Source organism: Bacillus sp. Bvel1 (assembly GCF_014872755.1).
GTDB classification, from domain to species: domain Bacteria; phylum Bacillota; class Bacilli; order Bacillales; family Bacillaceae; genus Bacillus; species Bacillus velezensis.
In genome coordinates, this window is the sequence record NZ_JAAOBZ010000008.1 from 817,407 (window position 1) to 842,349 (window position 24,943).

Genomic DNA, 24,943 nt, shown 5'->3' on the forward strand with positions numbered 1-24,943 from the left:
ACGCAAGAAGGGGGAGATCACGATGGATGTTGATCAAGGCGGCAATCAACTAAAGCGCACGATGAAAAGCAGGCACTTATTTATGATTTCATTGGGAGGGGTCATCGGCACGGGGCTGTTTTTGAGCACAGGGTATACATTGAGCCAGGCCGGGCCGGGCGGGACAATCGCCGCTTACCTGATCGGCGGCTTGATGATGTATCTTGTCATGCAGTGTCTCGGAGAATTGTCAGTAGCCATGCCTGTGACCGGTTCATTTCAAACGTATGCGACAACGTTTATCGGGCCGTCCACGGGTTTTATGGTCGGTATCATGTATTGGGTGAATTGGGTGGTGACGGTAGGATCGGAGTTTACAGCTTCCGGTATCCTCATGCAGCGCTGGTTTCCCCACAGCAGCGTCTGGATGTGGAGCGCGATTTTCGCGGCTCTCCTTTTTGCCGCCAATGCATTCTCCGTTAAATTGTTTGCAGAAACAGAGTTTTGGTTTTCCAGCGTCAAAATCGTCACCATCCTTTTATTTATCATCTTAGGCGGCGCCGCGATGTTCGGTTTGATTTCATTGCACGGTTCGGGAGAAGCTCCGATGCTGTCGAATTTCACCTCACACGGCGGACTGTTTCCGAACGGCTTTCTTGCGGTTTTCATCGCAATGATTTCCGTAAGCTTCGCCTTTTCAGGGACGGAGCTGATCGGAATTACAGCGGGTGAAACCGCCAATCCGGCAAAAGATATTCCGCGTTCGATCCGAAATGTCGCCTGGAGAACGGTCATCTTTTTTATCGGCGCCATTTTTGTGCTGTCCGGACTGATCTCCTGGAAGGAAGCCGGTGTGATTGAAAGTCCGTTTGTCGCGGTCTTTTCCCAGATCGGTATCCCATACGCCGCAGATATCATGAACTTCGTGATTTTAACGGCTTTGCTTTCGGTCGCCAACTCCGGACTGTATGCTTCCACCCGGATGCTGTGGTCTCTTGCGAATGAAAACATGATCAGCGCCCGGTTCAAAAAAGTCACGCCGAAAGGCATTCCGCTGAATGCTCTGCTCGCCAGCATGGCCGTTTCCTGCATATCCTTGATCTCAAGCATCGCCGCCCCGGGCACGGTCTACGTGGTGCTCGTGGCAATAGCCGGATTTGCCGGCGTCGTGGTGTGGATGAGCATCGCCCTGTCTCAGCTGTTATTTCGAAAACATTATGTGAAAAACGGCGGACGCGTCGCGGATCTGACCTTCCGCACGCCGTTATACCCTCTCGTTCCGATCGCCGCTGTGATCTTATGTTTCGCTTCATGCGTAGGCCTTGCATTTGATCCCAATCAAAGAATCGCCCTCTTCTGCGGAATTCCTTGTATGATCCTGTGCTATCTCATTCGTTTTTTGAGAAAGAAACAGCCGAAACAATCCGTCCGTGACATTCATTTGGATAAAACCATGCCATAAAAAAAAGGCACATACTGATGAGGTATGTGCCTTTTTTGTCTTATTCCGTAATCAGCGTATGAATCAGTTTCGGCGCTTCCGCTTTTTCTGAGATGCGGATGTTGTCATAGACTTTGGCGGTCACGTCGTCAACGTTTTCGCGGTTGGCGTAAAGGGTGACGAGCGGCTCGCCTTTTTCGACGTTGTCACCGACTTTTTTGCGGAGCATAATACCGACGGCAAGGTCGATTTCGTCCTCTTTTGTCGCACGTCCCGCGCCTAACAGCATCGCTGCGACGCCGATTTCGTCAGCGACGATTTCTGAAACGACACCCGCTTCTTTTGCCGGAACGTCAATTTTGTACGCCGCCTGCGGAAGTTTGGACGGATCGTCAACGACAGAAGCGTCTCCTCCCTGATTGCTCAGGAACTCTTTGAACTTTTCAAGCGCTTTGCCGTTTTTCATGACTTCCTGAAGCTTCGTTCTCGCTTCTTCCAATGTCTCAGCTTTTTTCGCCAATACGACCATTTGGCTGCCGAGCGTGAGGACGAGTTCGTTTAAGTCTTCAGGGCCTTCCCCTCTTAACGTATCAATGGCTTCTTGCACTTCCAGAGCATTCCCGATCGCAAAACCGAGCGGCTGCGACATGTCAGAAATCACGGCCATCGTCTGGCGGCCGACGTTGTTTCCGATGCGGACCATTGCTTTGGCGAGGTTCACGGCGTCTTCATCCGTTTTCATAAACGCGCCGGCTCCCGTTTTGACGTCAAGCACGATGGCATCTGCTCCGGCGGCGATTTTTTTACTCATAATTGAGCTTGCGATCAGCGGGATGGAATTCACCGTACCCGTTACATCACGCAGCGCATACAGCTTTTTATCGGCAGGGGTCAAGTTCCCGCTTTGTCCGATGACGGCTACCTTGTCGCGGTTCACAAGCTTGATGAATTCATCTTTTGACAATTCCACGTGGAAGCCTTCGATCGCTTCCAGCTTATCAATGGTTCCCCCCGTATGCCCAAGGCCGCGGCCGGACATTTTAGCGACGGGAACGCCGAGCGCCGCGACGAGCGGAGCGAGTACGAGAGTTGTCGTGTCGCCGACCCCGCCCGTAGAGTGCTTGTCGACCTTAATGCCTTCAATGGCGGAGAGATCAATCGTTTCCCCTGAATTGACCATCGCCATTGTCAGATCGGCGCGCTCCTGATCCGTCATATCCTGAAAGTAAATCGCCATAGCAAGGGCGCTTGCCTGGTAATCAGGGATGCTTCCGTCCGTGTATCCTTTTACGAAAAATTGAATTTCTTCTGTTGTCAGTTCTTTTCCATTTTGTTTTTTCACAATAAGATCTACCATTCTCATGATCTATCACCTGTCCTTCATTTATGTTCAGTGAATCAATCCGACGATCGCCGCTGTTAGGAAGCTGACGAGCGTTGCGCCGTACAGCAGCTTCAGCCCGAACCGCGCGACGACGTTTCCTTGTTTTTCATGCAGCCCTTTCACCGCACCGGTAATGATTCCGATAGAGGAGAAATTCGCGAATGAGACAAGGAATACAGATACCACTGCCTGTGTATGCGCGCTGAAATGGAAATCGCCGGATGAGAGCGTCTGCATCGCCACAAATTCATTCGATACCATTTTCGTCGCCATAATGCTTCCGGCGCTCACCGCTTCATTCCACGGAATACCGGTTAAAAACGCAAACGGCGCGAATACATATCCGAGCAGCGCCTGGAATGTAATGCCGAAGACCGCGTTAAAAACGCCGTTGACCAGGGCAATGAGTGCGACAAATCCGATCAGCATCGCAGCTACGACAACGGCGACTCTGAATCCATCCATTATATACTCACCGAGCACTTCAAAAAAGGATTGCTTTTCTTCTTCAGGAACGACGATCAAATCCTCTTCTTTGCTGACGGTGTACGGGTTGATGATAGAAGCGATGATAAATCCGCCGAATAAGTTCAGCACAAGCGCCGTCACGACGTATTCAGGCTTCAGCATCATCATGTAAGAACCGACGATCGACATTGAGACCGTCGACATTGCGGACGCGCAAAGCGTGTATAAGCGCTGTTCAGTAAGATAGCCGAGCTGTTTTTTCAAACTGATAAAGACTTCTGATTGCCCTAAAATCGCGGATGCGACAGCGTTGTAAGATTCGATTTTCCCCATTCCGTTCACCTTGCTTAACGCAAGACCGATATACTTCGTGATGAAGGGAAGGACCTTCCAATGCTGCAGAATTCCGATTAAAGCGGATATAAAGACGATCGGCAGAAGCACGCTCATGAAGAACGTCGTCTGTTTCGCATTCACAAGCCCGCCGAATACAAAGTTAATCCCTTCTGATGCATATTCCAGCAAGTAGTTAAATCCTTTTGCAAAACCGCCGACAAGAAAATTCCCGATACCGGTGTTGAGGAGAATATAACCGAGAATCAGCTGCAGCACGAGCATGACGGCGATCGGCCGGATTCTGATTCTTTTTTTGCCGTTGCTGGCAAGCCAGGCAAGACCTAAAAACACAATGATTCCGATAATTCCGATGAGATACTTCATATGTGTTCTCCTTTTATTTGTATTCGCTTACAATTTTTTATGCATCAACAAAGAAAGAGGATGGCGGAAGCTTTCGGCTTCCGCAATGCTGATTAATAGTCGCTGCTGCCGCTGTCTCCGCCGCTCACGATAGAGACGCCCGCACTTGCGCCGATCCGGCTCGCGCCCGCAGCGATCATGCTGTCAACATCAGCTTTTGTTCTGATGCCGCCTGATGCTTTGACCCCGATGTCCGGTCCGACTGTTTTTCTCATGAGAGCGATATCTTCAGCCGTTGCCCCGCCTGTAGAAAAACCGGTAGACGTTTTGACGAAATCAGCGCCTGCGGATACCGCCAAGCGGCACGCACGCTCTTTTTCTTCATCTGTCAAAAGGCATGTTTCGATGATCACTTTGACGAGCGCTTTTTTATCAGCTGCTTCAACTACCGCGCGGATATCAGCTTCAACCGCTCCATCATCGCCGTCTTTTAATGCGCCGATATTGATGACCATGTCAACCTCAGTGGCTCCTTTTGAGATGGCATCCTTCGTTTCAAATGCTTTTGTTTCCGATGTCGTTGCGCCGAGAGGAAATCCGATAACGGTGCAAACGTCAACTCCCGTGCCTTTCAGTTCCTCCGCTGCGAGTTTGACCCAAGTCGGGTTCACACAAACGGAAGCGAATTTATATTCTTTTGCTTCTTTTATCAGTTGTAAAATATCCGCTTTTTGTGTATGCGGTTTCAAAGCAGTATGGTCTATTTGACTTGCAATTGACATTGTATGCACTTCCTTTTTCCTAGGATACGTTTAGAATAACCGAATTTTGAACATATGTAAATTGGTAATTGAAATTATGTTCATGAATTGTCACAATTCTTGAATGAGTTTTTTGGCCGTATGCTGATCAGTAATCAAAACGTTGGCGTACTTTCCTTTCAGGGCACCGTGAATGGCCTTGCATTTTCTGCTGCCGCCCGCCACCAGAATCGAACGCTCTTTCAATTTCAGGTCGCTGAGCTCAACTCCGATCGTCCTGCCGTTAATGCTGCTGCTGCAAATCCTGCCTTCCTCGTCAAAAAAGCGCGAACAAATATCGCCGACTCCGCGTGCTTTCAGCAATTGTTTCTCTTCTTCCCGGAAATAGCCGAGTCTGAAAAGCAGCGCCTCATCCCGGACGGTTCCGACCGTAAACAGGGCGATATTGGCTTGTCTGCCCATTTCAATGATCCGCTTAATATGTCTGTCCCGCTCGACCATCTGTTTCACATCGGCGCTGTCAAATATAACCGGCAGCGGCAAATACCTCGGCATGGTCTGAAATGCTTCGGCGAACAGCTGAATCGTTTCTGACGAATACGTATTGACATTGGAATGACTGATGCCGCCTTTCAGCTGCACGACTTCAACGCTCTTTACCTGCTTCGGCTCCATGCGGCTTGCGATCTGGTACATCGTCGTCCCCCAGCTTACGCCGAGTATATCGCCGTCCTTTACGGTTTTATGCATATAGTCTGCGCCATAGCGGCTTAAGTAATGTGTAATGGCCTGGTAATCGTCGCTTGGAGAAAAGACGACGTGCGCCTCAAGCAGCCCGTATTTTTCTTCCAGCTTCGCGCCGAGTTCATCCAGATCCTCAAACGGGTCCATGACGCGAATTTGCACATACCCTTTTTCCTTTGCGTACTGAAGCAGCCTTGAAACGGTGGGGCGTGACAGATTAAGCCGTTCGGCGATCTGCTGCTGGCTGTAATCTGATTGATAATATAGTTTTGCCGCTTCTATGCTGAGCTGCTGTTTTTCACGATCCATGTCGCGCCTCCCCTCTCCGCTTATCATATCACCAAAACACGCGGTAAAAAAGCACCCTCTGATGGGGTGCCTATTTTTTCAGCACAAGCTCCTGAATCGCATGCGCCACGCCGTGTTCGTTATTTGATTTCGTTTCATAATCAGCAATCTCCCTTACTTCCGGGATGGCATTGGCCATTGCCACGCCGCAGCCGGCCCACTGAATCATGGACATGTCGTTGCCGTTATCGCCGATTGCCATGACGTCTTTCTGTTCAATGCCGAGTTTTTCGGCCAGCAGCTTGACCGCGTTTCCTTTACTGACTTTCGGGTGAAGAATCTCATGGAAGAATGGCGCGCTTTTGACCATTGTGTATGTTTCCCTGAATGATTCCGGAATAGAAGCGATCGCTTTCTCCAGCTTGTCCGGATCGTCAATGAACATGACTTTCGGAATCAGAATATCCTTCGGCACTTCATCGATCGTGCGGAAATGAAGCGGCACTTTCGTAATGTATGATTCGTATACCGTGTATTCACTGATATCCCGGTTCGGCGTGTACAGATTGGCTGTGTCAAAGTAATGCATCGGAGTATCCAGCTGTAAGCTCAGCTCGTAAAGCGACTCCAAATCTTCAAAGCCTAATGACTGCTCGGCCACGACACCGTTTGTATACGTATTTTGGACGAGTGCGCCGTTATAGGCAATCACAAAGTCTCCTTCTTCCTGTAAGTTCAGCTCTTCCAAATACCGACGCACGCCGCCGATCGGCCGGCCCGTGCACAGGACGATATTGACCCCTTCCGCTTTGGCGGCATCAAGCGCCCCGCGGACTTCAGCCGTCACTTCATGATGATCGTTTAATAGTGTTCCGTCCATATCTATTGCGATTAACTTGTACATCCTGCATCTCCTTTGTATCCTTTTCTGCTTATGCTTTCATCATATCGTTTTTTCGTTTCAATGAAAAATCAAACGGACAAGTTTCTCCGCCTTCTCTTCCTATACCGGGCCTGCCTCCGGATGCGGGGCCGTCTTTTCCCCTTGTCAGCTTGTTCGCCGCTGTCATCTGTTTTCTGCTTCAAGAGCATCAGCCCCGCCGCAAAGAAAGGGACGGCCGCTATGTCCAGAAGGGCAAGCTTTATTCCCATCGCTGCGGGAAAGTATGCCCATAATGAACGGCTGTTCCGCCTGATCATGATATAAGAAACGATTTCCAGCAGGATAAACAGAGCGTTCACCCACAAGTAAATGAGCATCGCCGCAAACAGAAACAGCAGGAGCGTATTCCGCAGCGTGCCGGAAAACAGAAGAGCGCGCATCATATCAAAGAATGAAAAAGACTGCATGCTGCCGTTAACGACATTGGGATTATAAATGGTAAAACGCCCGAACTGCTCTACAAGCATAAAAAATAACCACAACAGTGAAAACCATTGAATGATATGTACGATGACACCCGTCAAAACGAGTCTGTCGGCAGCCTTATTTCTCATGTGCATCCTCCCCGCCGGTTTTTATTCTTGTCATTGTTTTTGTTTCTCCGTATATCTTCCAAATGAGCGTATCGTTTTTTCCTCTTTTCAACGTGCTTTTGACGGGGTGCGGATGTCCGAGGTATTCAATCTCGATCGTTCCGTCCGTGTTTTGTGAGACCACCTTGTAAACATCTGAGGGCATGGGAACCTCGCCGCGGCCTTTAATGACCTGCTTTGTCAGCACGCTGTCTTTCGTAAACGTAACGGTTTCAGATCTGACCCCGTCCATCGGGCCCGGTTTCAGCCCCGCATCCCATGTCCCGTAATAAAAAGGGGGTTCGTCTGCTTTCTTTTGCGAGCAGCCTGTTATCATGACGCATCCGATAACCAGAACCGTCATGATGAAAATCCGTATGTTCCGCAACATGATCACCTTCTTTTGAAGCTTTTTTTACGCCTGTAAGTTAGGCGGATGCCGTGGCACTGTGCAATTGACTACATAGTGTATAAAGACTTCACTAGATAAGGAGAATGATGAATGAACCCATATCAGTACTACACCCCATCTGCCTATTTCCCTCAGCAGCAGGAATACGAAGTGAGCCCCGTTGAGTATGAGCCGTATCAGCAGCAGGAAAGCTATTATTATGCGCCCCCTCAGTCTGAAGAGCGGCAGCCGACGGCTTTAGAACGGAGAGTCGCCCAGCTTGAAAGACAAAACGCCCAGCAAACGAGAGAGCTCACCCGCCTCTCACAAGAAGACCAGCGCCAAAACCGGGAAATCACGCGTATGAATGAGCAGATCAGACGGCTGAGCCAGTCCATTGAAATCCATACCCGCCGCTTAAACCGTTTGAATCAGCGCCTGCGCGCAGTCGAAAACAGACTCAATATTCCTTTTCACGCTACAGAAGGCGGCTTCTGAGAAAAAGGGCCGGAATACAAAGCTCGACAGGCCATCCCGAGCCTTGTATTCCGCTCTGTACATAACAGGTAAATATTTGAATCCTTTTCTTGCATGAATGCCTCTCCTATTCTTTCACATGATAAATGTGTAAAATCAATCACTTCAGGAGGTCTTCATGATGTATCAAAACCAATACAGCGGAAATCAGCTGCAGCAATGCCGTCAAACAGCACAGCAGCTTATTCAGCAGACACAGCAAAGCAGTCAGCAGTACAAGCAAATGCTCCAGCAGGAACAGCAAAACATTCAAATGCTTCAGCAGATGCTTAACCATGAACAGCATGCCGTTCATACCATTCAGCAAGCGCTGCAGGGGCATGAACTGGCCATTCAGAAATGCCAGCAAATCGTGAATGTGTGCAATCAGCTTCAGCAGGAAGTAAGCGGACACATGCCTGCACCGATGGCAAACGCTAATGTTTCTTCATTCCCGCAAACACAGCATCACACACCGTTTCAGCAGCATTCATACCAGCAATAGGCCGGTCATGCAAATGACAAAGCGCGAGATACCGGCTTTGTCATTTGTTTTTATCTCTGTTTTGTCAGATCAATGCGTTGAGCGGGTTTTCCGCCGAATTTTTCCTCCGCCTCATGCCTTACCGCTTCAAACGCTCTTGCTTCGACGTTTTGTTTAAACACATCAAGCTGTATTAAATAAGCCGCCCGCACTTTCAGCCCGTGGATGATGGAGATGACCCATAAAGGCAGCACGATATACACGCCCGGCGTGCTCGGCAGCACAAAAGCAATTGCTAAAATAATAAAATAGATAAGTCCGTATTTCAGCCATTTTTTGTTCTTGGCCCGGTAGCCGATATAGAAAAAGGCCAAGAAAGCGGTCAGCCCAAACGGCGCGAAAGTCAGCAGCAGCCACCAGCTGTGCAGCACTTCCCACCAAGTCCCTCTTTTCGTAATCAACATTCATTCCTCCTCCTTTACTACTATAACATGGATAATCAAGGAAGGTTTTCTATAAAAAACATAGACGGAATGACGTCTTCCTGCTATATTAATAATGATAATCATTATCACCGAAATAGGGGGATCATTATGAAGAAACAATCATGGCTGATCGGCCTGGCACTTCTGCTTGTTTTCGCATTAAGCGCTTGCAGCGGCGCGAAGGAAAACAACGGATCGGCATCAGGCAAAGGAAAGACAGACATGCGTACATATGAATCAACAAAAGGAAATATTGACATACCCGCACATCCGAAACGGATCGTCACTGACTTTTATGCGGGTGAGCTGCTGTCCGTTGACGCAAATGTCGTCGGGGCGGGCTCATGGGCTTTCAAAAATCCGTTTATCAAAAAACAGCTGAAAAACACCACGGACATCGGCAATCCCGTCAATGTGGAGAAAGTGATGCAGCTGAAGCCTGATTTAATCGTGCTGATGAAGGATGACCAATACGAGAAACTATCGAAAATCGCACCGACGATTGTCATTCCTTTTAACACCGCAAAGAATACGAAAGATACGGTCAGCCTATTCGGCGACATTGCCGGGGCGAAGGATAAAGCCAAAAGCTTTATGGCAGACTTCAACAAAAAGGCTGAAGCCGATCAAAAGCGCCTCAAAAACGTGATCGGCAAAGACGAGACAGTCGGCCTTTATGAAACGACGGATAAAGGCGAAATCTGGATTTTTAATGACAATTCCGGCCGCGGCGGCCAAGCCGTTTATAACGCGCTCGGATTGAAAGCACCGGCCAAAATCGAAAAAGACATCATGAAAACGGGCGCCATGAAACAGGTTTCCCAAGAGGTCATCCCTCAATATGCGGCTGATTATATGTTCATTACCGATTACAACCCGAATGGAGAAAGCAAAACATTTGAGCGTCTGAAAGAGTCATCCGTTTGGAAAAATCTCGATGCCGTAAAGAACAACCGTGTCTTTATCAACGATTTCAACACCTTCTATCCGTATGACCCGATTGCCGTCAGCAAACAGATGGATATCATCACCGACATGCTGATCAAACGGGCTGAAGAAAATAAGAAATAAAAAAAGCGGCACAGTCATGACACTGTGCCGTTTTTCATGTTCACTTTAATTTTGACTGTACGGATCCCGGCATATCTTCAAATCTGACTTCTTCCCAGGTCTCGACATACTTTCCTTTCGCCTTCACCTTCAAATACGCGTTCTTCCGAAGGTCTTTCCCGGCGAAAAAGGTCACTTCTTCTTTTTTCCCGGATGCGTTATATCCGTCTAATGTATACTCAGTACCGCCCGGGCTAAGATGTTTGCCATCTCGATCAATCTGTACATAAACATCTTGCTGGTGAATAAACGGATTAAATCTGTCTGTAACATCATTATGAAAAAAGAGAAGTCCGTATATGACGGCAGCGGCTGCTAAGACGGCCAGGATTGCCAATGCTTTTTTCATCTGTGCACTCCCCTTACTTGTTCATTTTTTTCAAATAGCTTGTCCGCACCGCTAGGAAGAACAGAAGCTGAAAGATGAAAAACCCTCCGATGGTCAGACTGAGCGGCCCCGCTACATCGGAATAGCCTTCCACCGCTAATGTTCTCAAAGCAAACAGCGTATGCATGACGGCAATGACGAAAGGAAAGAAAAAGAGAATCGCCAATTGTATCGTCACGCTTTGTGCCATTTCACGCTCACTCAGACCGATTTTGGCCAATGAGCGGTAGCGCTCCCGGTCCTCATCTAAATCGGTGAACAGCCTGAAATATAAGAAACTCGCTGCCGCGACAAAGAAAACGATCGCGATAAACAGGCCGATGAATAAACTCAGGCTCGGCAGCTGCACCGTATCATAGTACGTCCCGGCTTTTGCCATAAAATCAGAATGCACATCGATATAGTTGCCGTAAATCTCATTTTTCAAGGATTGGCTGATCCCAAGACTGTCTTTCCAATGATCATAGCTGTAGCCGTATAATGACGCTTTCTCACCGAGTGATTTCAGCTGATCAAAGGTTTGATCGTTCACCGCGATGATGGCATTCAATGAAATCAGCGGTTTTTTGACTTCTTTTACCGTCAGTTTTTGGTCAGACGGCTTGCCTTTTTGGTTCAGCAGCTTCAGCTGATCCGGCGCTTCGTTTTTGAAATTGCGGTCATACGTGCCCGGGAAATAGACAGCCTCATTATGTTTCAGGCCGTTCAGCTTAACATGGAAGTATGTTGATACATCCGATTCGCTGATCATGTAAACAGGCGGAACAGTATCTCCTTCCTGATAGCGGACATAGGAAACATTTATTTTGTCTTTCTTATACGTAAAGCCGTGTGTTTTCAGTTCATGGTCAATATCTTTCAAATGAGTCTGTTCTTTCGGGTTATTGCTGAAAGATAAATACTCCATCTCATAGGCGGACTCTTCCGCCCCGACGGTCGATTTGTACATCGCGAGCACGCCCGTCGCCGTAAAGGCAACCGCGGAAATAATACTGACGATAAAGAACAGGCGGGCATTGTCTTTTAAACGATAGACAAGGTCAGAAACCCAAATAACATTTTTCCCGCGCAGATAAAAGGTTTTCCACTTCTTCAGCGCGCGCAGAATCCAGATGCTGCTTTGGCTGAAAAAGAAATACGTGCCGATGACGGTAAGCAGTAAAATGATGAACGGCTCGGTCCCGTGGACATTGCCTTTCAGAACCATGCCGTACCCGCCGCACAGGCAGGCGATGCCGAATAAGGACAGAAGCACGGACGGCTTCGGCTCCGGCTTAATCTTGTCAGTGCCCTTTATTAATTTGATCACCGTATTTGATCTGACAAAAAGGATCGTGAACTGCGATAAAAGGAAAAATAAGAGCAGAAATCCGCCGGCCGTAATGCCGAGCGCTTTCCAAGGCATGTACAGAGGCAGCGCGTCCATTTCTAAAATATAAGCGCCGACCGTAAAGAACGTTTTCGAAAAAATGAAGCCTCCGATAATCCCCGCTGCGATCGACATGACGCCGATGATCATGTTTTCCGCCGTAATGAGCTTTCTCAGCTGCACCGGCGTAATACCCTGCATCAGCAGAATACCGAATTCTTTATTTCTCGATTTCAAAAATGCGTTAACCGAATACAGAACAAATAAGAAAGAAAAAACAAAGATCATCCATTCCGCGGCGGTTAAGCCTTTTTTGGCGATGTTATTCAGGTAGCCTTCCTTTAGTGCCGGATGAAACAGGAACATCGCAAAGGTAAAGAAAATCAAAACGGAAAAGGCGCTGCTCAAGAAGAATGCAAGATAGGCCCTTTTGTTTCTCGTGACGTTTTTATAAGCGAACTGAAGAAAGGTCATTTGCGTTTCCCCCCAGCATAGACAGCACATCAAGAATCTGCTCATAAAAGACTTGGCGGTTTTCCCCGCGGTAAATCTCATTAAACAGTTCGCCGTCTTTTATAAAGATGACGCGGCGGCAGTAGCTTGCCGCAACCGGATCGTGGGTCACCATCAAAGCCGTGACATGATCATCCTGATTCAGGCTCTGCATCGTTTCCATGACATCTTTTGACGCTTTGGAATCAAGGTTTCCCGTCGGTTCATCGGCCAGAATAAGTGACGGCTTATGAATGACCGCTCTTGCGATGGCGGCCCGCTGGCGCTGTCCGCCGGATACTTCAAACGTCCGTTTATTGAGCAGATCTTCGATTCCGAGCTTTTTCGCGATGCCGTGCAGTTTTTCTTCCATGACAGACGGCGCTTCTTTTTCAAGCGTTAACGGCAGCATGATATTTTCACCGATTGTCAGCGTGTCCAGAAGGTTGAAATCCTGAAACACAAATCCGAGCTGCTTGCGGCGGAAATGAGCGAGCTTTGTCCGCTTCAGCCGGTGCGGGTTTTCTCCGTGAATCAGGATATCGCCTGAATCCGGCCGGTCGATCGTTGAAATGATATTCAAAAGTGTTGTTTTTCCGGAGCCGGACGGTCCCATCACCGCCGTGAACCCGCCTTCTTCTATTGAAAATGAAATTTGTTTTAAAGCTTGATAGGATACTTGTCCTTTATAGGTTTTATTTATATGTTTGACTTCAAGCATATTCGCCATGAGAATCCTCCTTATGGTTTTATTCTTGTTGATCTGGGCTGCTTTCATGTAGTGCCGGGGCATTCAGCATAAAAAATCCCCTTGACGTAAATCCATGTTATCAAGGGGAAACAGAATGAGCTATGTTGTTTTCTTAACGCAGTCTTACATTTTTGTAAGAAATGAAAATCGGACCGATGTCCCTTCACCGGGGGACGAGCTGATGTCCACCGTATGATTGAGCTTGCCCGTAATTTCTTTGACGAGATGGAGGCCGATTCCCGTAGATTCTTGGAATCGCCGCCCGTTTTCGCCGGTGTAATAAGGATCAAACACCCGCTTGATATCTTGCGAGGGAATGCCGACACCGTAATCTTTGACTTCAAGCACCGTCCTGTCTTCATCGCAGAAGACATTCAGCTCCAGTCTGTCACTCTTGCCCGCTGAATACTTGACCGCATTTGTGACCACTTGGCCGATCGCAAATTTGAGCCATTTGGCATCGGTGTAAATCTGATGATCATCGCGAATATCCATTTTCGGATAGACGCGGTATTGAATAAAAAATCGTTTATAGCTTTGAATGACCGATTGGAGAAGCTCTGATAAGGAAACCGCTTCGACTTTAAAATCCCGCTCAAACAGGTCAAGCCTTGATGAATAAAGGAGCGTCTCCAGCCCGAATTCAATCTGCCGGACCTCTTTTTTGATTTGTTCAAAAACGGGCTCATCCTCTTCCTGAATGATTAAATTAATGACCGACAGCGGCGTTTTTACTTGGTGCACCCATTGATTCATATACGTCACCCGCGCGTCGAGCTTGGCTTCGGTCTCGTAGAGCTTCTGGTGCTGCAGCCGGGTCAGCTCCATCTGCTTTTCATACAGCTCTGAACAGAACACTGAAGAACCGAGATACGGGATGTCCGTCCCTTCCTGCTCCGAGCTGAGCCAATGATACACACCGCGGTCTTTGTACCAGCGATAGGCAAGATACCCCGCCAAAATAAGAAGCTGCACGCCCAATATGTAAAACAGGTGGGAAAAAGAATGAAGACCCGCAAACCAGTAATAAAAGAAGACAAACAGCCCTTGAAGGAGAAAAAGCAGAATCAGCACGGCATGAGACCGGAGAAACAGCTTCATGACAGCGCCCTCAGCTGGTAGCCTTCGCCCCGCACCGATTCAATGGAAACAGGCGCGTTCAGCTCCCGCAGTTTTTTTCTGAGCCGCGTGATATACACGTTAAGCGTATTATCATCGACGAAAATGTCGGTGTCCCACGTTTTTTCCATGAGCCGGTCTCTTCCCGTCACCTTTTCTCCCCGCTCCAGCAGCACTTCCAAAAGCTTGCTTTCTTTTTTAGAAAGCTCGCTTTTTTCGTCCTGAAAGCGCAGTTCAAACCGTTCCACAAAGAGCTGCACACCGGCATATTCAACCACTTTCTCTCCCTGCTTGGCGGCGTACTCTCCGTATGCCCTGCGGATCTGGCTTTTGATTTTCGCCAGCACAATATCATAAGAAAACGGTTTTTCGATATAATCATCTCCGCCGTTTTCAATCGCCATCACCTGATCCATTTCCCCGCTTCTGGCTGAGATGAAAATGATCGGGCTTGTAGAATGCTGGCGGATCTGGCGGCACCAATAATAGCCGTCATAAGACGGCAGGTTGATATCAAGCAGCACCACATCAGGCTTTTCCCGCAAAAAGACATCAAGAACAGCCGTGAAATCCGCGGCGGCCACGGTTTGATATCCGTATTTTTCAAGGTAATTCTGCAATAGTCCGCGAATGTCTTCACTATCTTCCACAATCATGATTTTATTCAAACTGAACCACTCCCGTTTCTTACACTGCTGCCATCATCATAATCGTTTCGGGCGTACGGACGCAACACCGCACAAAAAAACCGCCATCTTGGCGGTTTCCGTTTTCATCAGCCGATCTGCTGTTTTACGGCTTTACCGGCTGATCCGAACTCTCTCATTTTGCTTCGCACCGTCTCTTCCACGGCTTCAAGGCCGGGTGTCATGTAGCCGCGCGGTTCGTACAGATCGCCGTTTTCCTGAAACATGCGGCGTGTTTCGTCTGTCCAGGCTACCATACATTCCGTGTTGATATTGATTTTCGCGTGGCCGAGCGTGATGGCTTTTTTGATCTGATCCTGAGGAATCCCGGATGCTCCGTGGAGAACGAGGGGAATATCAGTCATGCGGGAGATAGCCGCCATTTCTTTAAATCCGAGATTCGGCTCGCCCTGATATTTGCCGTGGACGGAGCCGAGGGCGGCCGCCAGCGCGTCGATATTGGTTTCTTTCACGATCCGTTCACATTCCATGATATCGGCATAACAGACCCCGCCGACAAGTCCGTCTTCCATGCCGCCGACCGTGCCGACTTCGGCTTCTACTGAGACGCCGTGCTTTGCGGCATAATCGGTGACTTCTTTTGTCATCGCGATATTCTCGTCAATCGGCTGATGGGAGCCGTCAATCATCACTGAGCTGAATCCGGCGTCAATGGCCTGTCTGCAGCGTTCCGCACTGCTTCCGTGATCAAGATGGAGCACGACGGGAACGGTAATCGCCATTTCTTCCATTAACGCGCCGACCATGGCGGAAATCGTTTTAAATCCGCCTAAATAGCCGACCAGACGATCGGAAGCCGCGGCGATGACCGGCGATTGCTCCTTTTGCGCCGCTTGCAGAATCGCCTTCGTCCATTGGAGGCCGTTGATATTAAATTGGCCGACTGCATAATGCTCCCGTTTCGCTTCTGCAAGAAGATGTTTCATGGTGACAAAAGCCATGTTCACGCCTCCTTCATGAAGTATTTTGATACGACGGCTTCCGTTGTTTCCTTTGCCGTTTTGATCGTTTCCTCCGCAGTCAGCTTATAATATTCAGGTCTGAACAGCTCTACGGAGACAACATCATTGAATCCGATTTCTTTTAACGCTGACAGATGGGCGTCTAAGTCAATCGCACCCTGCCCAGGCCAGACGCGGTCTTCATCCGTTAAAAAGCCGATCGGAAAGTCTTCTGTATCGTCGATATGATAGATGAAAATTTTCTTTCCGTCCGCCTGCTTCAAGCTCTCAATATTGGAGCCCATCGCGTGGAAATGGAAGCTGTCAAACACCAGTCCGACATTATCGCGGCCGACAGCGTTCACGATGTCATACGCCTGTTCAAATGTATTGACCGTGCATTGCGGGTGGCCGACAAATTCAAGGGCAATGTTTACGCCGTACGGCTCCGCGATGTCCGAAAGCTCAGTCAGCACCTCTATGCTGCTCTTTTTGATTTCTTCTTTCAAGATTTTCCGCTCTGTCACAAGCGGCACGGCCACCACATATTTCACGCCGAGCGTCCTGCAGGTTTCCATCATGCTTTTGAATTCCGAAATGATCTCCCTATAACCCTTCTCATCACGATTGTTGAAGAAAACCAGGGCGTTCAGGGCAAGCGGTTTAATGTGATGGGATTGAAAATATTCCGCCAGATCGGCCAGTGAATGGTCTTTTAAGTATTCCGGCAGCTTATCCATTGTGCGGATTTCAATATAATCATAGCCGTGCTTTTCGCACAGTTCTAAATCCTGTTTCAGGTTTGAATTCTCCAGCGTAGTCGCTTCATTAAAGCAAAGTTTCATGTCAGCCTCTCCCATCCGCGTTTTCGATATGAAGGGAGTCCGGCTGGAGGGCTTTTTTGCCCCGCTCCGCCGAACTCCATACTCAGCTTATGCCATACCCAGTTCTTCCTTTAATTTCTTAAGCGTGGTCCGGCTTGATTCATCCGCTCTTTCGCCGACCCAAGCAAACACGGCGTTCGTCGCAATTCCGTCGAATTTCATCTCTCTCATCTTTCTGAAAATCGTCTCAAAATCGACCTCGCCTTGCCCGATGTCCAGATGCTGGTGAACCGTTACTTTCGCGTCAGGCGGATTGACGATGTAACGCAGGCCGTGCGCCGCTTTATGATTAAAAGTATCTGCAAATAAAACATGTGTGAGGCGGTCGCCGGCTTCATCAAACATGGTTTCGATATCGCCTTTGCCGTCATCATAGAAGAACGTATGCGCAGTCGAGTAGACAAGATTGATCCAATCCTTATCGAGCGCGCGGATCATATCCATCGCACCTTTGTGCGTTTCGATAAAATCGTATGGATGGGCTTGAAGATTGAGTTTAACGCCTTCTTTTTCAAAGACGGGCAGCAGCTCATCCATGGATTTGATGAATTTTTCTTCACTTGTCAACGGATCATACTTTGAACCGCTGAATTCACTGTTCATCAAATCCACTTCAAGTTCAACCGCAATTTCGATCGCCCGTTTCCAGTTGCGCACGGCGGCCTGCCGGCGGTCTTCATCAGGACCCGCCCAGTGGTAAAGCGGAAGAAGGGAGGACAGCTTCACGCCTGTATCCTTTAAAAGGCGCTTCAATTGTTTGATTTTTGCTGAATCGACTTTCGGATATTTATAGAAAGGACAAAAATCCTCGCGCGGGGACAGTTCGATATATTCGTATCCGAGCTCCGCCGTTTTATAGACCATTTCCTCTAATGTTAAATCATCGCGGTACATGGATGGATCTAAGGCCAGTTTCATTTTTTCACTCCCGATCTATTATTTGTTCACAGTCGTAAATGATTGATAGAATGCCGGTTTCTCTTGCAGCGCCACTGGCTCTTTCTGTCCGGATTCCTGAGCTTTTACGCACGCGTCTGTTGTCACCGCGGCAATATAACCGTCCCATGCCGTCGGACCGCTGACTTCGCCTTTTTTCCGGATCGAATCAATGAAGTCCTGAATTTCCACATCATACGCAGCCGCAAATCGGCGCTGCCAGTCCATCAGAATATCGGTGCTGAATTTTCCTTCTTTTCTCAAGCTGATGCTTGACGGTTCCGGAAGCTTAATGACGCCGTCTTCCCCGACGACTTCACATTGAATGTCATAGCCGTATTTACAGTTCACATAGATTTCTGCATTGATGACGATGCCGCCTTTTGTTTCGATGATGACCATCTGCGGATCTTTCAGATGCGGCAGCGCATTTTTTGATTTCTTCGGATAGATGACTTGTACGGATTCATAGTCGTCATTGACAAGCCAGTGGAGGACATCAATTTCATGAACGAGCGTATCGACGACGGCCATGTCCGTTGAATAATTCGATGCGACTGTCGGGTTGCGGTGCGCACAATGAATCATCAGCGGCTCGCCGACCGCACGGTTGTCGATCGCTTCTTTCAGCTGAACGTAACCGCTGTCATATCTGCGCATGAAACCTACCTGCACCAATCGTTTTCCCGTCTTCATTTCTTCCTCGACAATGCGCATACAGCCTTCTGCCGTTGTCGCAAGCGGCTTTTCACAAAACACGTGCTTGCCGTGCTGAATCGCTTTCAACACGCTGGATTCGTGAGCCGGGCCCCAGCTTGTCACTAAGACGGCATCCACATTTTCAGCAGCGAGAAGGCTGTCGTCATCAGGATAAACCGAGGCGTTCAAATTGAAATGCTGAACGGTCTGCTGCGCGGCCTCCTGATTCACATCTGTGACAGCGGTAATTTCCGCGCCCGACAGCTTATTTGTGATGCGGTTGATGTGCTCTTTTCCGATAGCACCGGTTCCGATAACACCTATACGTAAATTCATTGATCGCCACTCCTTCTGATAATCAAATAATGGTTCTCGTCTTTCTTTTCTCTCTGCCGTCCTGAGGAGCACCGTACAGTTCCTCCTGTATCTGTTCAAGCGACTTGCCGGACGTATTCGGTGCGAAGACAAGCCCGATGATCATACTGGCCGTCACACATATGAGCAGAATACCGGCCATAAAACCGATGCCGAATTGTGACATGATGACCGGCACAAATAAACTCCAAATGCCGATTGAAATACGGACGAGAAAGAACATGAGCCCTTGTGCTGACGCTCTGTGTTCTGTCGGGAACAGCTCGCTTGCCCACAGCTGGTAGTTCGCCTGCTGGCCGGCTCCGTTATTGATGCCGATCGCTAAAACAAACAAAAGCAGCATCGGGAGTCCCTGAAACGGCAGCAAAAACAGCGACCAGCCGACAACAGCCATAAAGGCGCAGATTCCGAACACCGTTTTCCGATATTGATCTGCAAAAGGCATGAAGATACAGGCGACGCCGAGCCCGGTGAAGATAAACAGGGCCATCTGCAGAATGTTGGCCGTATTTGCGGATACGCCGCCGACCTGCTGGTAGATGTACGGCATGAAGAATCCCATGACGCCCGCGGCGAGATTCCATACGAGAAACACACCCATTAAAAACAAAATGTTCTTGAAAAATTTCGGCTGAAGCAAGTCAAAATAAGATGTTTTTTTCACGGCGGCAGGCCGCTCTTCACTGTTTTTCCAGGCATCCGACTCAGGTAAACGCTTTCTTATCACATATGTGATCAGGGCGATCACCAATAGATGCGCAAAGACAATTTTATTTCCTAAAAGCCCGAGGTCACCGACCAAAACGGATAACAGCAGAACCACAACGGCTCCGGCGGCCCACGCCACCTGCGCCACTCCGCAATGCCTCGCCCGGTTTTTCTCGGGGGCGTTTTCCGCGATAATGGTCCATGAAGCCGTAATATCCGCGCCTACAGAAATCCCGATAATCATGTATCCGCATAACAGCATGGGAAAGTTGAATCCAAACAAAACCAAACAAATTCCTAAAGCGTAGACGAGCATACTGTTTGTGTATACAGCTTTTCGGCCGACCTTATCAGCCAAATACCCGCCGAGCAGCGCTCCGATGGCCGCTGATATCGCGTTTGCGCTGAAGGCGCCGAGCAATCCGATCTGACTGTCGGACAGCTTCAAGTAGCTGACCCACATAGATAAACCCGCTGATCCTGCCACGATGGAACCTGCATCAATGTAATTTGCTAATGCTGCGGCGATGGTCCGTTTGCTGAAAGCTGATTCCGCCTTGGCACTATTCATATAAGTCCCCCTCTAATTTGCAGGATCAAGCAGTTCACTGTCGATGTACTTTCTCGCAATCAGCGCGTACTCAAGCGGATTGGCGACTGCCGGGTCTTGTTCGGCTTCAATGACGATCCAGCCTGAATAATCATGACGGACGAGCGTTTGGTACACTTCGGTAAAATCGATGCATCCGTCTCCGGGCACCGTAAAAATGCCCTGTAAAAACGACTGCCTGAATGACTTGCCTTCCTGTCTGCACCGCTCCATAATGTCAAACCGCGCGTCCTTGAAATGAACGTGTCTGATCCGATCCATATGCTTGTTGAGAATCGTCATATAGTCTCCGTCTGAGATATAGGCATGGCCGGTATCATAAAGTAAATGGACATACCGCGGGTCCGTTCCATCCATCAGCCGGTCAACTTCTTCCGCCGTCTGGACGCCTGTGCCGAGATGATGATGAAACGTGAGCTCCAGCCCGTATTCGTCAGCGATTTTCCCGAGACGGTTCAAGCCTTGGCACAGTGTATCCCATTCTTCATTTGAGAAGTGCGGTTTTTTCTTAAATACATCAATATCCAAGCCCTGGACACTGTACGTCTGTTCAGAAACGATGGCGGCATCCGCTCCGACTTTCTGCAAATAATCACAGTGTTCTGTAAATTGTTCAGCCGTTTTTTCAATACCGTCTTGAATGATAAAGCTGCTGAACCATTTCCCCGCAATCCGCAAGTTCCGGAGAGCCAGCTCCTTATTGAGGACGGAGGGTTCAGGGAAAAACCCTCCCACTTCCGTACCTTGAAAACCGGCGACAACAATATCGCTTAACAAATGCTGCAGCGTATTCCCGGCTCCGATCTCCGGCATATCGTCATTGCGCCACCCAATGGGAGCGATGCCCCACAAAATATTTTGTTTGCCCATCGTGATGCCTCCCCTCTAGTACTGCTTCGCAGACTTCAGCTTCATCTCTTTCGCTTCGTATGCCCGCTGAACGCTTTCCTGCTCAGACACTTCCGCCACGCCGACATGCCACCAGCTGTCATAGCCGTCCGTCATCGTTTTCGGCAGAACCTTCATTTCAATTAAAGTGGATACCTCTTGCGTTTTCGCATCTTCAAGCGCCGCTTTCAGTTCTTCAACCGTATTGGCTCTGTATGTTTTAGCGCCGTAGCCCTCTGCCACCTTCGCGTAATCAACGTTTAAAATCTGATTGTCCTCTGTGCGGAACTCGCAGAAATAACTGCCGCTCCCGTGATCCATCTGCAGGTTGTTGATACAGCCGAACCCGGAGTTGTCAAAGAGCAGGACATTGATTTTTTTGTTATATTGAAGCGCGGTAATCAGCTCTGAGTGCAGCATCAGAAAGCTTCCGTCGCCGACGAGTGAATAGACTTCTTTGTCGGGATGAGCCAGCTTGAGGCCGAGCGTGCCCGATACTTCATATCCCATGCAGGAATAGCCGTACTCCAGATGGTACGTATTCGGGACGTTGGAATGCCACAGCCGCTGCAGATCGCCCGGAAGAGATCCCGCCGAACTGATGACGACGCTGTCTTCAGGAATCGTGTCGTTGATGGTCAACAGCGCCGTTGTTTGCGGCAGCTCAGTCTCGAGCGCGTCGGCATACTCGTTTAACACGTCCTGTGAGAAATGGTTTTTAATTTCCGGCTTGAACGCGTCACGTGTAAAAGTGACCTTGCCGAGCCGGTCCCGTTCAGCCAGCCATTCATCTTTCCAGCCTTTAATCGCCGTGCCGAATGCACTTTTATATCCGTCTAATAAGCCGTGCAGCCTGCCGAGCGTCACTTTCGCATCGGCTACGACCTGAAACGCGTCAAGTTTGTATGCCTGCATGCGGCTGACATTGATATTCAAAAATTTTGCTTTGTCAAAATCAAACGCCGTTTTCGAGGATGTCGCAAAGTCCGTGTACCGTGTGCCGACACCGATGATCAGATCAGCCTGGCGGGCGGCTTTGTTTGCGGCAAGTGTGCCCGTGATGCCCATGCCGCCCAGATTGTTGGCAAAATCGGCTTCAACCGTTGACTTGCCGGCCTGCGTTTCGACAAGCGGAATGCCGTATGTTTCAGAAAGCGCGATTAATTCCTCACGCGCGCCGGAGTACTTCGCGCCGCCGCCCACTAAAATGACGGGACGGCTGCTCTCCTTAATTCTCTCCGCGGCGCCTTTCAGCTCACGCTCGCTCGGCTGCATCCGATCAATGTAATGAACACGTTTTTCAAAGAAGCTTTCATCAAAATCAAATGCTTCTCCCTCTACATCCTGAGAAATGCAGATGGTCGCCGGGCCCGCTTTTGCCGGATCTGTCATCACTTCAAATGCCCGGATTAAGCTGCTCATCAGCTGCTCGGGGCGGGTGATGCGGTCCCAATAGCGGGACACGGGCTTTAACGCATCGTTTGTCGTGACGGCGGCGCTGTATTCCTGCTCCACCTGCTGAAGCACCGGGTCAGGCTGCCTCGTCGCAAAGGTATCGGCCGGAAGCAGCAGCACCGGGATATGATTGGCCAGCGCCGTACCCGCGGCAGCCGTCAAGTTAGCGGCACCCGGACCGACCGATGTCGATACCGCGTAAATTTTTCTTCTCAGCATCTGCTTGCTGTATGCCATCGCGGCATGCGCCATGCCTTGTTCGTTTTTGCCTTGATAGACTTTCAGGTGCCCGGCGTCCTGCTCGAGCGCCTGCCCGATCCCCAACACATTTCCATGGCCGAAAATCGTGAAGATGCCCTCAACGAACGGCTCTTCTTTTCCGTCAACATGAATGTACTGCCGGTTCAAGAATTGAATCAGCGCTTGTGCTGTCGTTAAGCGAATTGTCTTACCCACAAACGATCCCACCTTTTATACGTTCTATTTACCGTTAAGACTGTGCTGCGCTTCAATCAGTTCGATGATTTCACCGGCAGCCGGCATTGCTTCTGAGGAGCTGTGTTTGCTGACGACGATGGAAGCGGAAGCGCTCCCGTATTTTAACGACGTTTCAATATCCCGGCCGCTGACCAGTCCGTAGATGAAAGCTGACGCATAGGAATCACCCGCTCCGAAGGTCTTCAGCACCTTTGTTTTATAGGCGTGCGCCCGGAAAACTTCTCCCGATCTGCTGTATGCGTATGATCCGTCAACGCCGTGCTTAATGACGACAAGGTCGGCGGAGTGCGCAAACAAATGGCGGACGGTTTCATCGTTATTTCCGCCGCTGCGGTTTTCCATTACGTCAAATTCGTCACGCGTACCGATGACGATATCGGATTGTTCCGCCGCCAGCGTGTAGTACACGGCTGTTTCTTCTGCCGATTGCCATGTATACGGACGGTAGTCGAGCTCAAACACGACTTTTACGTCATGTTTTTTTGCGATTTGCACCGCTTTTAAGACGGCTTCGCGCGACGGGCTTTTCGCAAGCGCCGTACCTGATACGAGCAGCATTTTCGCGTTTGCGATGTAGCCTTCATTGACTTCGGACGGTTCTAGATACAAATCCGCCACGTCATCCCGGTACATCAGAATGCTGCACTCTTCAGGACTGAGAATTTCCGTAAAAGCGAGCCCGGCTTTGCGTCCTTCTCTGTCAACGGTCATTTGTGACGTATCGACGCCCTTTTCCTGCATATAAGAAACGATAAATCTGCCGTGCTGGTCATCCGGGATTTTGCCGATAAAACCGGCTTTTAATCCGAGCTTAGCGCTGCCGATCGCAATATTTGCCGGGGAGCCGCCGACATATTTAGAAAACGTCATCGTTTCTTCCATCGGCCGGTTGTATTCCGCCGCGTTCAAATCAATACACGCGCGTCCGATCGCGACAATATCAAACTCTTTTTCTTCATTAAACGTATATTTCATCGTTATCTGCCACTCCTCACTTGTCAGCGTTCCAGAATCCATTCATGGGCCGGATCATTATGAAACTTCCATTTTCGTGTCGGTCCCGCCATTACATTCAGGTAGTAAGAGGTATACCCGTCCGGAACACCAACCGGGTGATAGCCCGCCGGCACGATGACAACGTTTTCATTTTCTGCGGTCATCGTCTCGTCAATCGAGCGGTCGTCCGTGTACACACGCTGGAAGACAAATCCCTGCGGCGGGTCCGTTTCATGGTAATAGGTTTCTTCTAAAAAGGATTCAGCCGGCAGATTGTCTTGGTCATGTTTATGAGGCGGGTAGCTCGACCAGTTGCCGCTGTCCGTGTAAACTTCAACAACGAGAAGGCTGTTTGCCGATGGATCTGAATCGGGGAGAATGTTATGAACGGTTCGTTTGTTTGCCAGCTTGCCGCGATGTTCCACACCGTTGTCTTCCGCTTTAATCAGCTTTGTCGGAAGCTGGTGTTCTGACGGAGAGTAGCACAGCGCGACCCTCGCCCCGCTGACGGCTGTGATTCCAAAAGAGCGGTCATTGGACACATAAACGCTGTCCGTCGGTTTTCTATCAAATACGCTTTCACGGGTGCCGATGCTTTCAAATGTCTGATCATAATCAGTGACGGTAACTTTTCCAGTTACCGCAACGATGCAGCACTCCGTCTTTTTCAAATCTTCTGTATAGGTTGAGCCGGGAGCAAGATCAACGACTTTAAATCCGACGTATTTGAGGTCTGAATTGGCTGAAGTGACGTCATGTATGATGGTCACGCCTTGAGAAATTTCATCGGCCTGCGGTTTGCGCAGCAAATGACTCATGTTTATTCCTCCTTAATGGATGGTAAAAGAAAACCCGGACGGAA

At 49.2% G+C, this 24,943-nt stretch carries 26 protein-coding genes; 4 read left to right on the forward strand and 22 right to left on the reverse strand.

The annotated features are described in order from the left end of the window. Positions 1–22: 22 nt before the first annotated feature. Positions 23–1,441, forward strand: a complete 1,419-nt coding sequence (locus HAP68_RS18505) for an amino acid permease (protein ID WP_004393284.1) — start codon at positions 23–25, stop codon at positions 1,439–1,441. A 40-nt stretch (positions 1,442–1,481) separates the two neighbouring features. On the opposite strand, the gene HAP68_RS18510 is transcribed toward HAP68_RS18505, so the two are convergent. The 7 genes from HAP68_RS18510 to HAP68_RS18540 all read right to left on the reverse strand — a co-directional run bounded on the left by HAP68_RS18510 (position 1,482) and on the right by HAP68_RS18540 (position 7,670). Continuing rightward, positions 1,482–2,783: a pyrimidine-nucleoside phosphorylase gene (locus tag HAP68_RS18510; protein ID WP_007614811.1), complete on the reverse strand. Its 1,302-nt coding sequence runs from the start codon at positions 2,781–2,783 to the stop codon at positions 1,482–1,484. 27 nt (positions 2,784–2,810) lie between these two features. Then, positions 2,811–3,992 carry a NupC/NupG family nucleoside CNT transporter gene (locus tag HAP68_RS18515; RefSeq protein WP_004393280.1) on the reverse strand — a complete coding sequence of 394 codons (1,182 nt, stop codon included), beginning with the start codon at positions 3,990–3,992 and terminating at the stop codon, positions 2,811–2,813. 92 nt (positions 3,993–4,084) lie between these two features. Then, positions 4,085–4,753 carry a deoxyribose-phosphate aldolase gene (deoC, locus tag HAP68_RS18520; protein WP_015387489.1) on the reverse strand — a complete coding sequence of 223 codons (669 nt, stop codon included), beginning with the start codon at positions 4,751–4,753 and terminating at the stop codon, positions 4,085–4,087. Between the two features lie 90 nt (positions 4,754–4,843). Beyond that, the gene (locus HAP68_RS18525; protein WP_015387488.1) at positions 4,844–5,785 is read right to left on the reverse strand and encodes a sugar-binding transcriptional regulator; all 942 of its coding nucleotides are present in this window, start codon (positions 5,783–5,785) and stop codon (positions 4,844–4,846) included. Positions 5,786–5,855: 70 nt separating this feature from the next. Beyond that, positions 5,856–6,668: a sugar-phosphatase gene (gene yidA, locus HAP68_RS18530; protein ID WP_004393274.1), complete on the reverse strand. Its 813-nt coding sequence runs from the start codon at positions 6,666–6,668 to the stop codon at positions 5,856–5,858. Positions 6,669–6,736: 68 nt separating this feature from the next. Next, positions 6,737–7,261: a hypothetical protein gene (locus HAP68_RS18535; RefSeq protein ID WP_015387487.1), complete on the reverse strand. Its 525-nt coding sequence runs from the start codon at positions 7,259–7,261 to the stop codon at positions 6,737–6,739. Further along, positions 7,251–7,670 (reverse strand): lipocalin family protein, encoded by a 420-nt coding sequence (locus HAP68_RS18540; RefSeq protein WP_015387486.1) that lies wholly within the window; start codon positions 7,668–7,670, stop codon positions 7,251–7,253. The genes HAP68_RS18535 and HAP68_RS18540 overlap by 11 nt, the downstream gene beginning before the upstream one ends. 111 nt (positions 7,671–7,781) lie before the next feature. On the opposite strand from HAP68_RS18540, the gene HAP68_RS18545 reads away from it, so the two are divergent. After that, positions 7,782–8,168, forward strand: a complete 387-nt coding sequence (locus tag HAP68_RS18545) for a hypothetical protein (protein WP_004393267.1) — start codon at positions 7,782–7,784, stop codon at positions 8,166–8,168. A 160-nt stretch (positions 8,169–8,328) separates the two neighbouring features. Next, the gene (locus HAP68_RS18550) at positions 8,329–8,691 is read left to right on the forward strand and encodes a hypothetical protein (protein ID WP_004393264.1); all 363 of its coding nucleotides are present in this window, start codon (positions 8,329–8,331) and stop codon (positions 8,689–8,691) included. A 50-nt stretch (positions 8,692–8,741) separates the two neighbouring features. Here the strand turns inward: HAP68_RS18550 and HAP68_RS18555 are convergent, their stop codons facing one another. Next, complete coding sequence (locus HAP68_RS18555) at positions 8,742–9,134, reverse strand: hypothetical protein (RefSeq protein ID WP_004393261.1); 393 nt, start codon at positions 9,132–9,134, stop codon at positions 8,742–8,744. A 129-nt stretch (positions 9,135–9,263) separates the two neighbouring features. Between HAP68_RS18555 and HAP68_RS18560 the strand changes: the two genes are divergently transcribed. Beyond that, positions 9,264–10,226 carry an iron-hydroxamate ABC transporter substrate-binding protein gene (locus tag HAP68_RS18560; protein ID WP_004393259.1) on the forward strand — a complete coding sequence of 321 codons (963 nt, stop codon included), beginning with the start codon at positions 9,264–9,266 and terminating at the stop codon, positions 10,224–10,226. Positions 10,227–10,266: 40 nt separating this feature from the next. On the opposite strand, the gene HAP68_RS18565 is transcribed toward HAP68_RS18560, so the two are convergent. The 14 genes from HAP68_RS18565 to iolB all read right to left on the reverse strand — a co-directional run bounded on the left by HAP68_RS18565 (position 10,267) and on the right by iolB (position 24,899). Beyond that, complete coding sequence (locus tag HAP68_RS18565) at positions 10,267–10,614, reverse strand: YxeA family protein (RefSeq protein WP_004393256.1); 348 nt, start codon at positions 10,612–10,614, stop codon at positions 10,267–10,269. 13 nt (positions 10,615–10,627) lie between these two features. Next, entirely contained in the window at positions 10,628–12,496 is a 1,869-nt protein-coding gene (gene yxdM / locus HAP68_RS18570; protein ID WP_024085998.1) for an ABC transporter permease YxdM, read from the reverse strand. Continuing rightward, a complete protein-coding gene (gene yxdL, locus HAP68_RS18575) occupies positions 12,471–13,244 on the reverse strand; it encodes an ABC transporter ATP-binding protein YxdL (RefSeq protein WP_004393250.1) in 774 nt (257 codons plus the stop codon). Before yxdL ends, yxdM begins: the two co-directional genes overlap by 26 nt. 144 nt (positions 13,245–13,388) lie before the next feature. Then, entirely contained in the window at positions 13,389–14,366 is a 978-nt protein-coding gene (yxdK, locus tag HAP68_RS18580) for a two-component system sensor histidine kinase YxdK (RefSeq protein WP_014306127.1), read from the reverse strand. Continuing rightward, positions 14,363–15,052, reverse strand: a complete 690-nt coding sequence (gene yxdJ, locus HAP68_RS18585) for a two-component system response regulator YxdJ (RefSeq protein ID WP_004393241.1) — start codon at positions 15,050–15,052, stop codon at positions 14,363–14,365. The genes yxdK and yxdJ overlap by 4 nt, the downstream gene beginning before the upstream one ends. A gap of 107 nt (positions 15,053–15,159) precedes the next feature. Next, complete coding sequence (fba, locus tag HAP68_RS18590) at positions 15,160–16,032, reverse strand: class II fructose-1,6-bisphosphate aldolase (RefSeq protein ID WP_024085999.1); 873 nt, start codon at positions 16,030–16,032, stop codon at positions 15,160–15,162. Positions 16,033–16,034: 2 nt separating this feature from the next. Then, positions 16,035–16,877, reverse strand: a complete 843-nt coding sequence (gene iolI / locus HAP68_RS18595) for a 2-keto-myo-inositol isomerase (protein WP_015387483.1) — start codon at positions 16,875–16,877, stop codon at positions 16,035–16,037. 87 nt (positions 16,878–16,964) lie between these two features. Continuing rightward, on the reverse strand, positions 16,965–17,834 hold the full coding sequence (locus HAP68_RS18600) for a sugar phosphate isomerase/epimerase family protein (protein ID WP_015387482.1): 870 nt from the start codon (positions 17,832–17,834) through the stop codon (positions 16,965–16,967). An 18-nt stretch (positions 17,835–17,852) separates the two neighbouring features. Further along, positions 17,853–18,887 carry a bifunctional inositol 2-dehydrogenase/D-chiro-inositol 1-dehydrogenase gene (iolG, locus tag HAP68_RS18605; RefSeq protein WP_024086000.1) on the reverse strand — a complete coding sequence of 345 codons (1,035 nt, stop codon included), beginning with the start codon at positions 18,885–18,887 and terminating at the stop codon, positions 17,853–17,855. Positions 18,888–18,909: 22 nt separating this feature from the next. Then, positions 18,910–20,205 carry an MFS transporter gene (locus tag HAP68_RS18610; RefSeq protein ID WP_014306129.1) on the reverse strand — a complete coding sequence of 432 codons (1,296 nt, stop codon included), beginning with the start codon at positions 20,203–20,205 and terminating at the stop codon, positions 18,910–18,912. Positions 20,206–20,217: 12 nt separating this feature from the next. Then, positions 20,218–21,114: a myo-inosose-2 dehydratase gene (iolE, locus tag HAP68_RS18615; protein ID WP_004393234.1), complete on the reverse strand. Its 897-nt coding sequence runs from the start codon at positions 21,112–21,114 to the stop codon at positions 20,218–20,220. Positions 21,115–21,129: 15 nt separating this feature from the next. Beyond that, on the reverse strand, positions 21,130–23,043 hold the full coding sequence (gene iolD / locus HAP68_RS18620; protein WP_015387478.1) for a 3D-(3,5/4)-trihydroxycyclohexane-1,2-dione acylhydrolase (decyclizing): 1,914 nt from the start codon (positions 23,041–23,043) through the stop codon (positions 21,130–21,132). Positions 23,044–23,067: 24 nt separating this feature from the next. Then, positions 23,068–24,060, reverse strand: a complete 993-nt coding sequence (gene iolC / locus HAP68_RS18625; protein ID WP_014306131.1) for a 5-dehydro-2-deoxygluconokinase — start codon at positions 24,058–24,060, stop codon at positions 23,068–23,070. Positions 24,061–24,083: 23 nt separating this feature from the next. Then, positions 24,084–24,899: a 5-deoxy-glucuronate isomerase gene (iolB, locus tag HAP68_RS18630; protein WP_015387476.1), complete on the reverse strand. Its 816-nt coding sequence runs from the start codon at positions 24,897–24,899 to the stop codon at positions 24,084–24,086. Between the last annotated feature and the right edge of the window lie 44 nt (positions 24,900–24,943).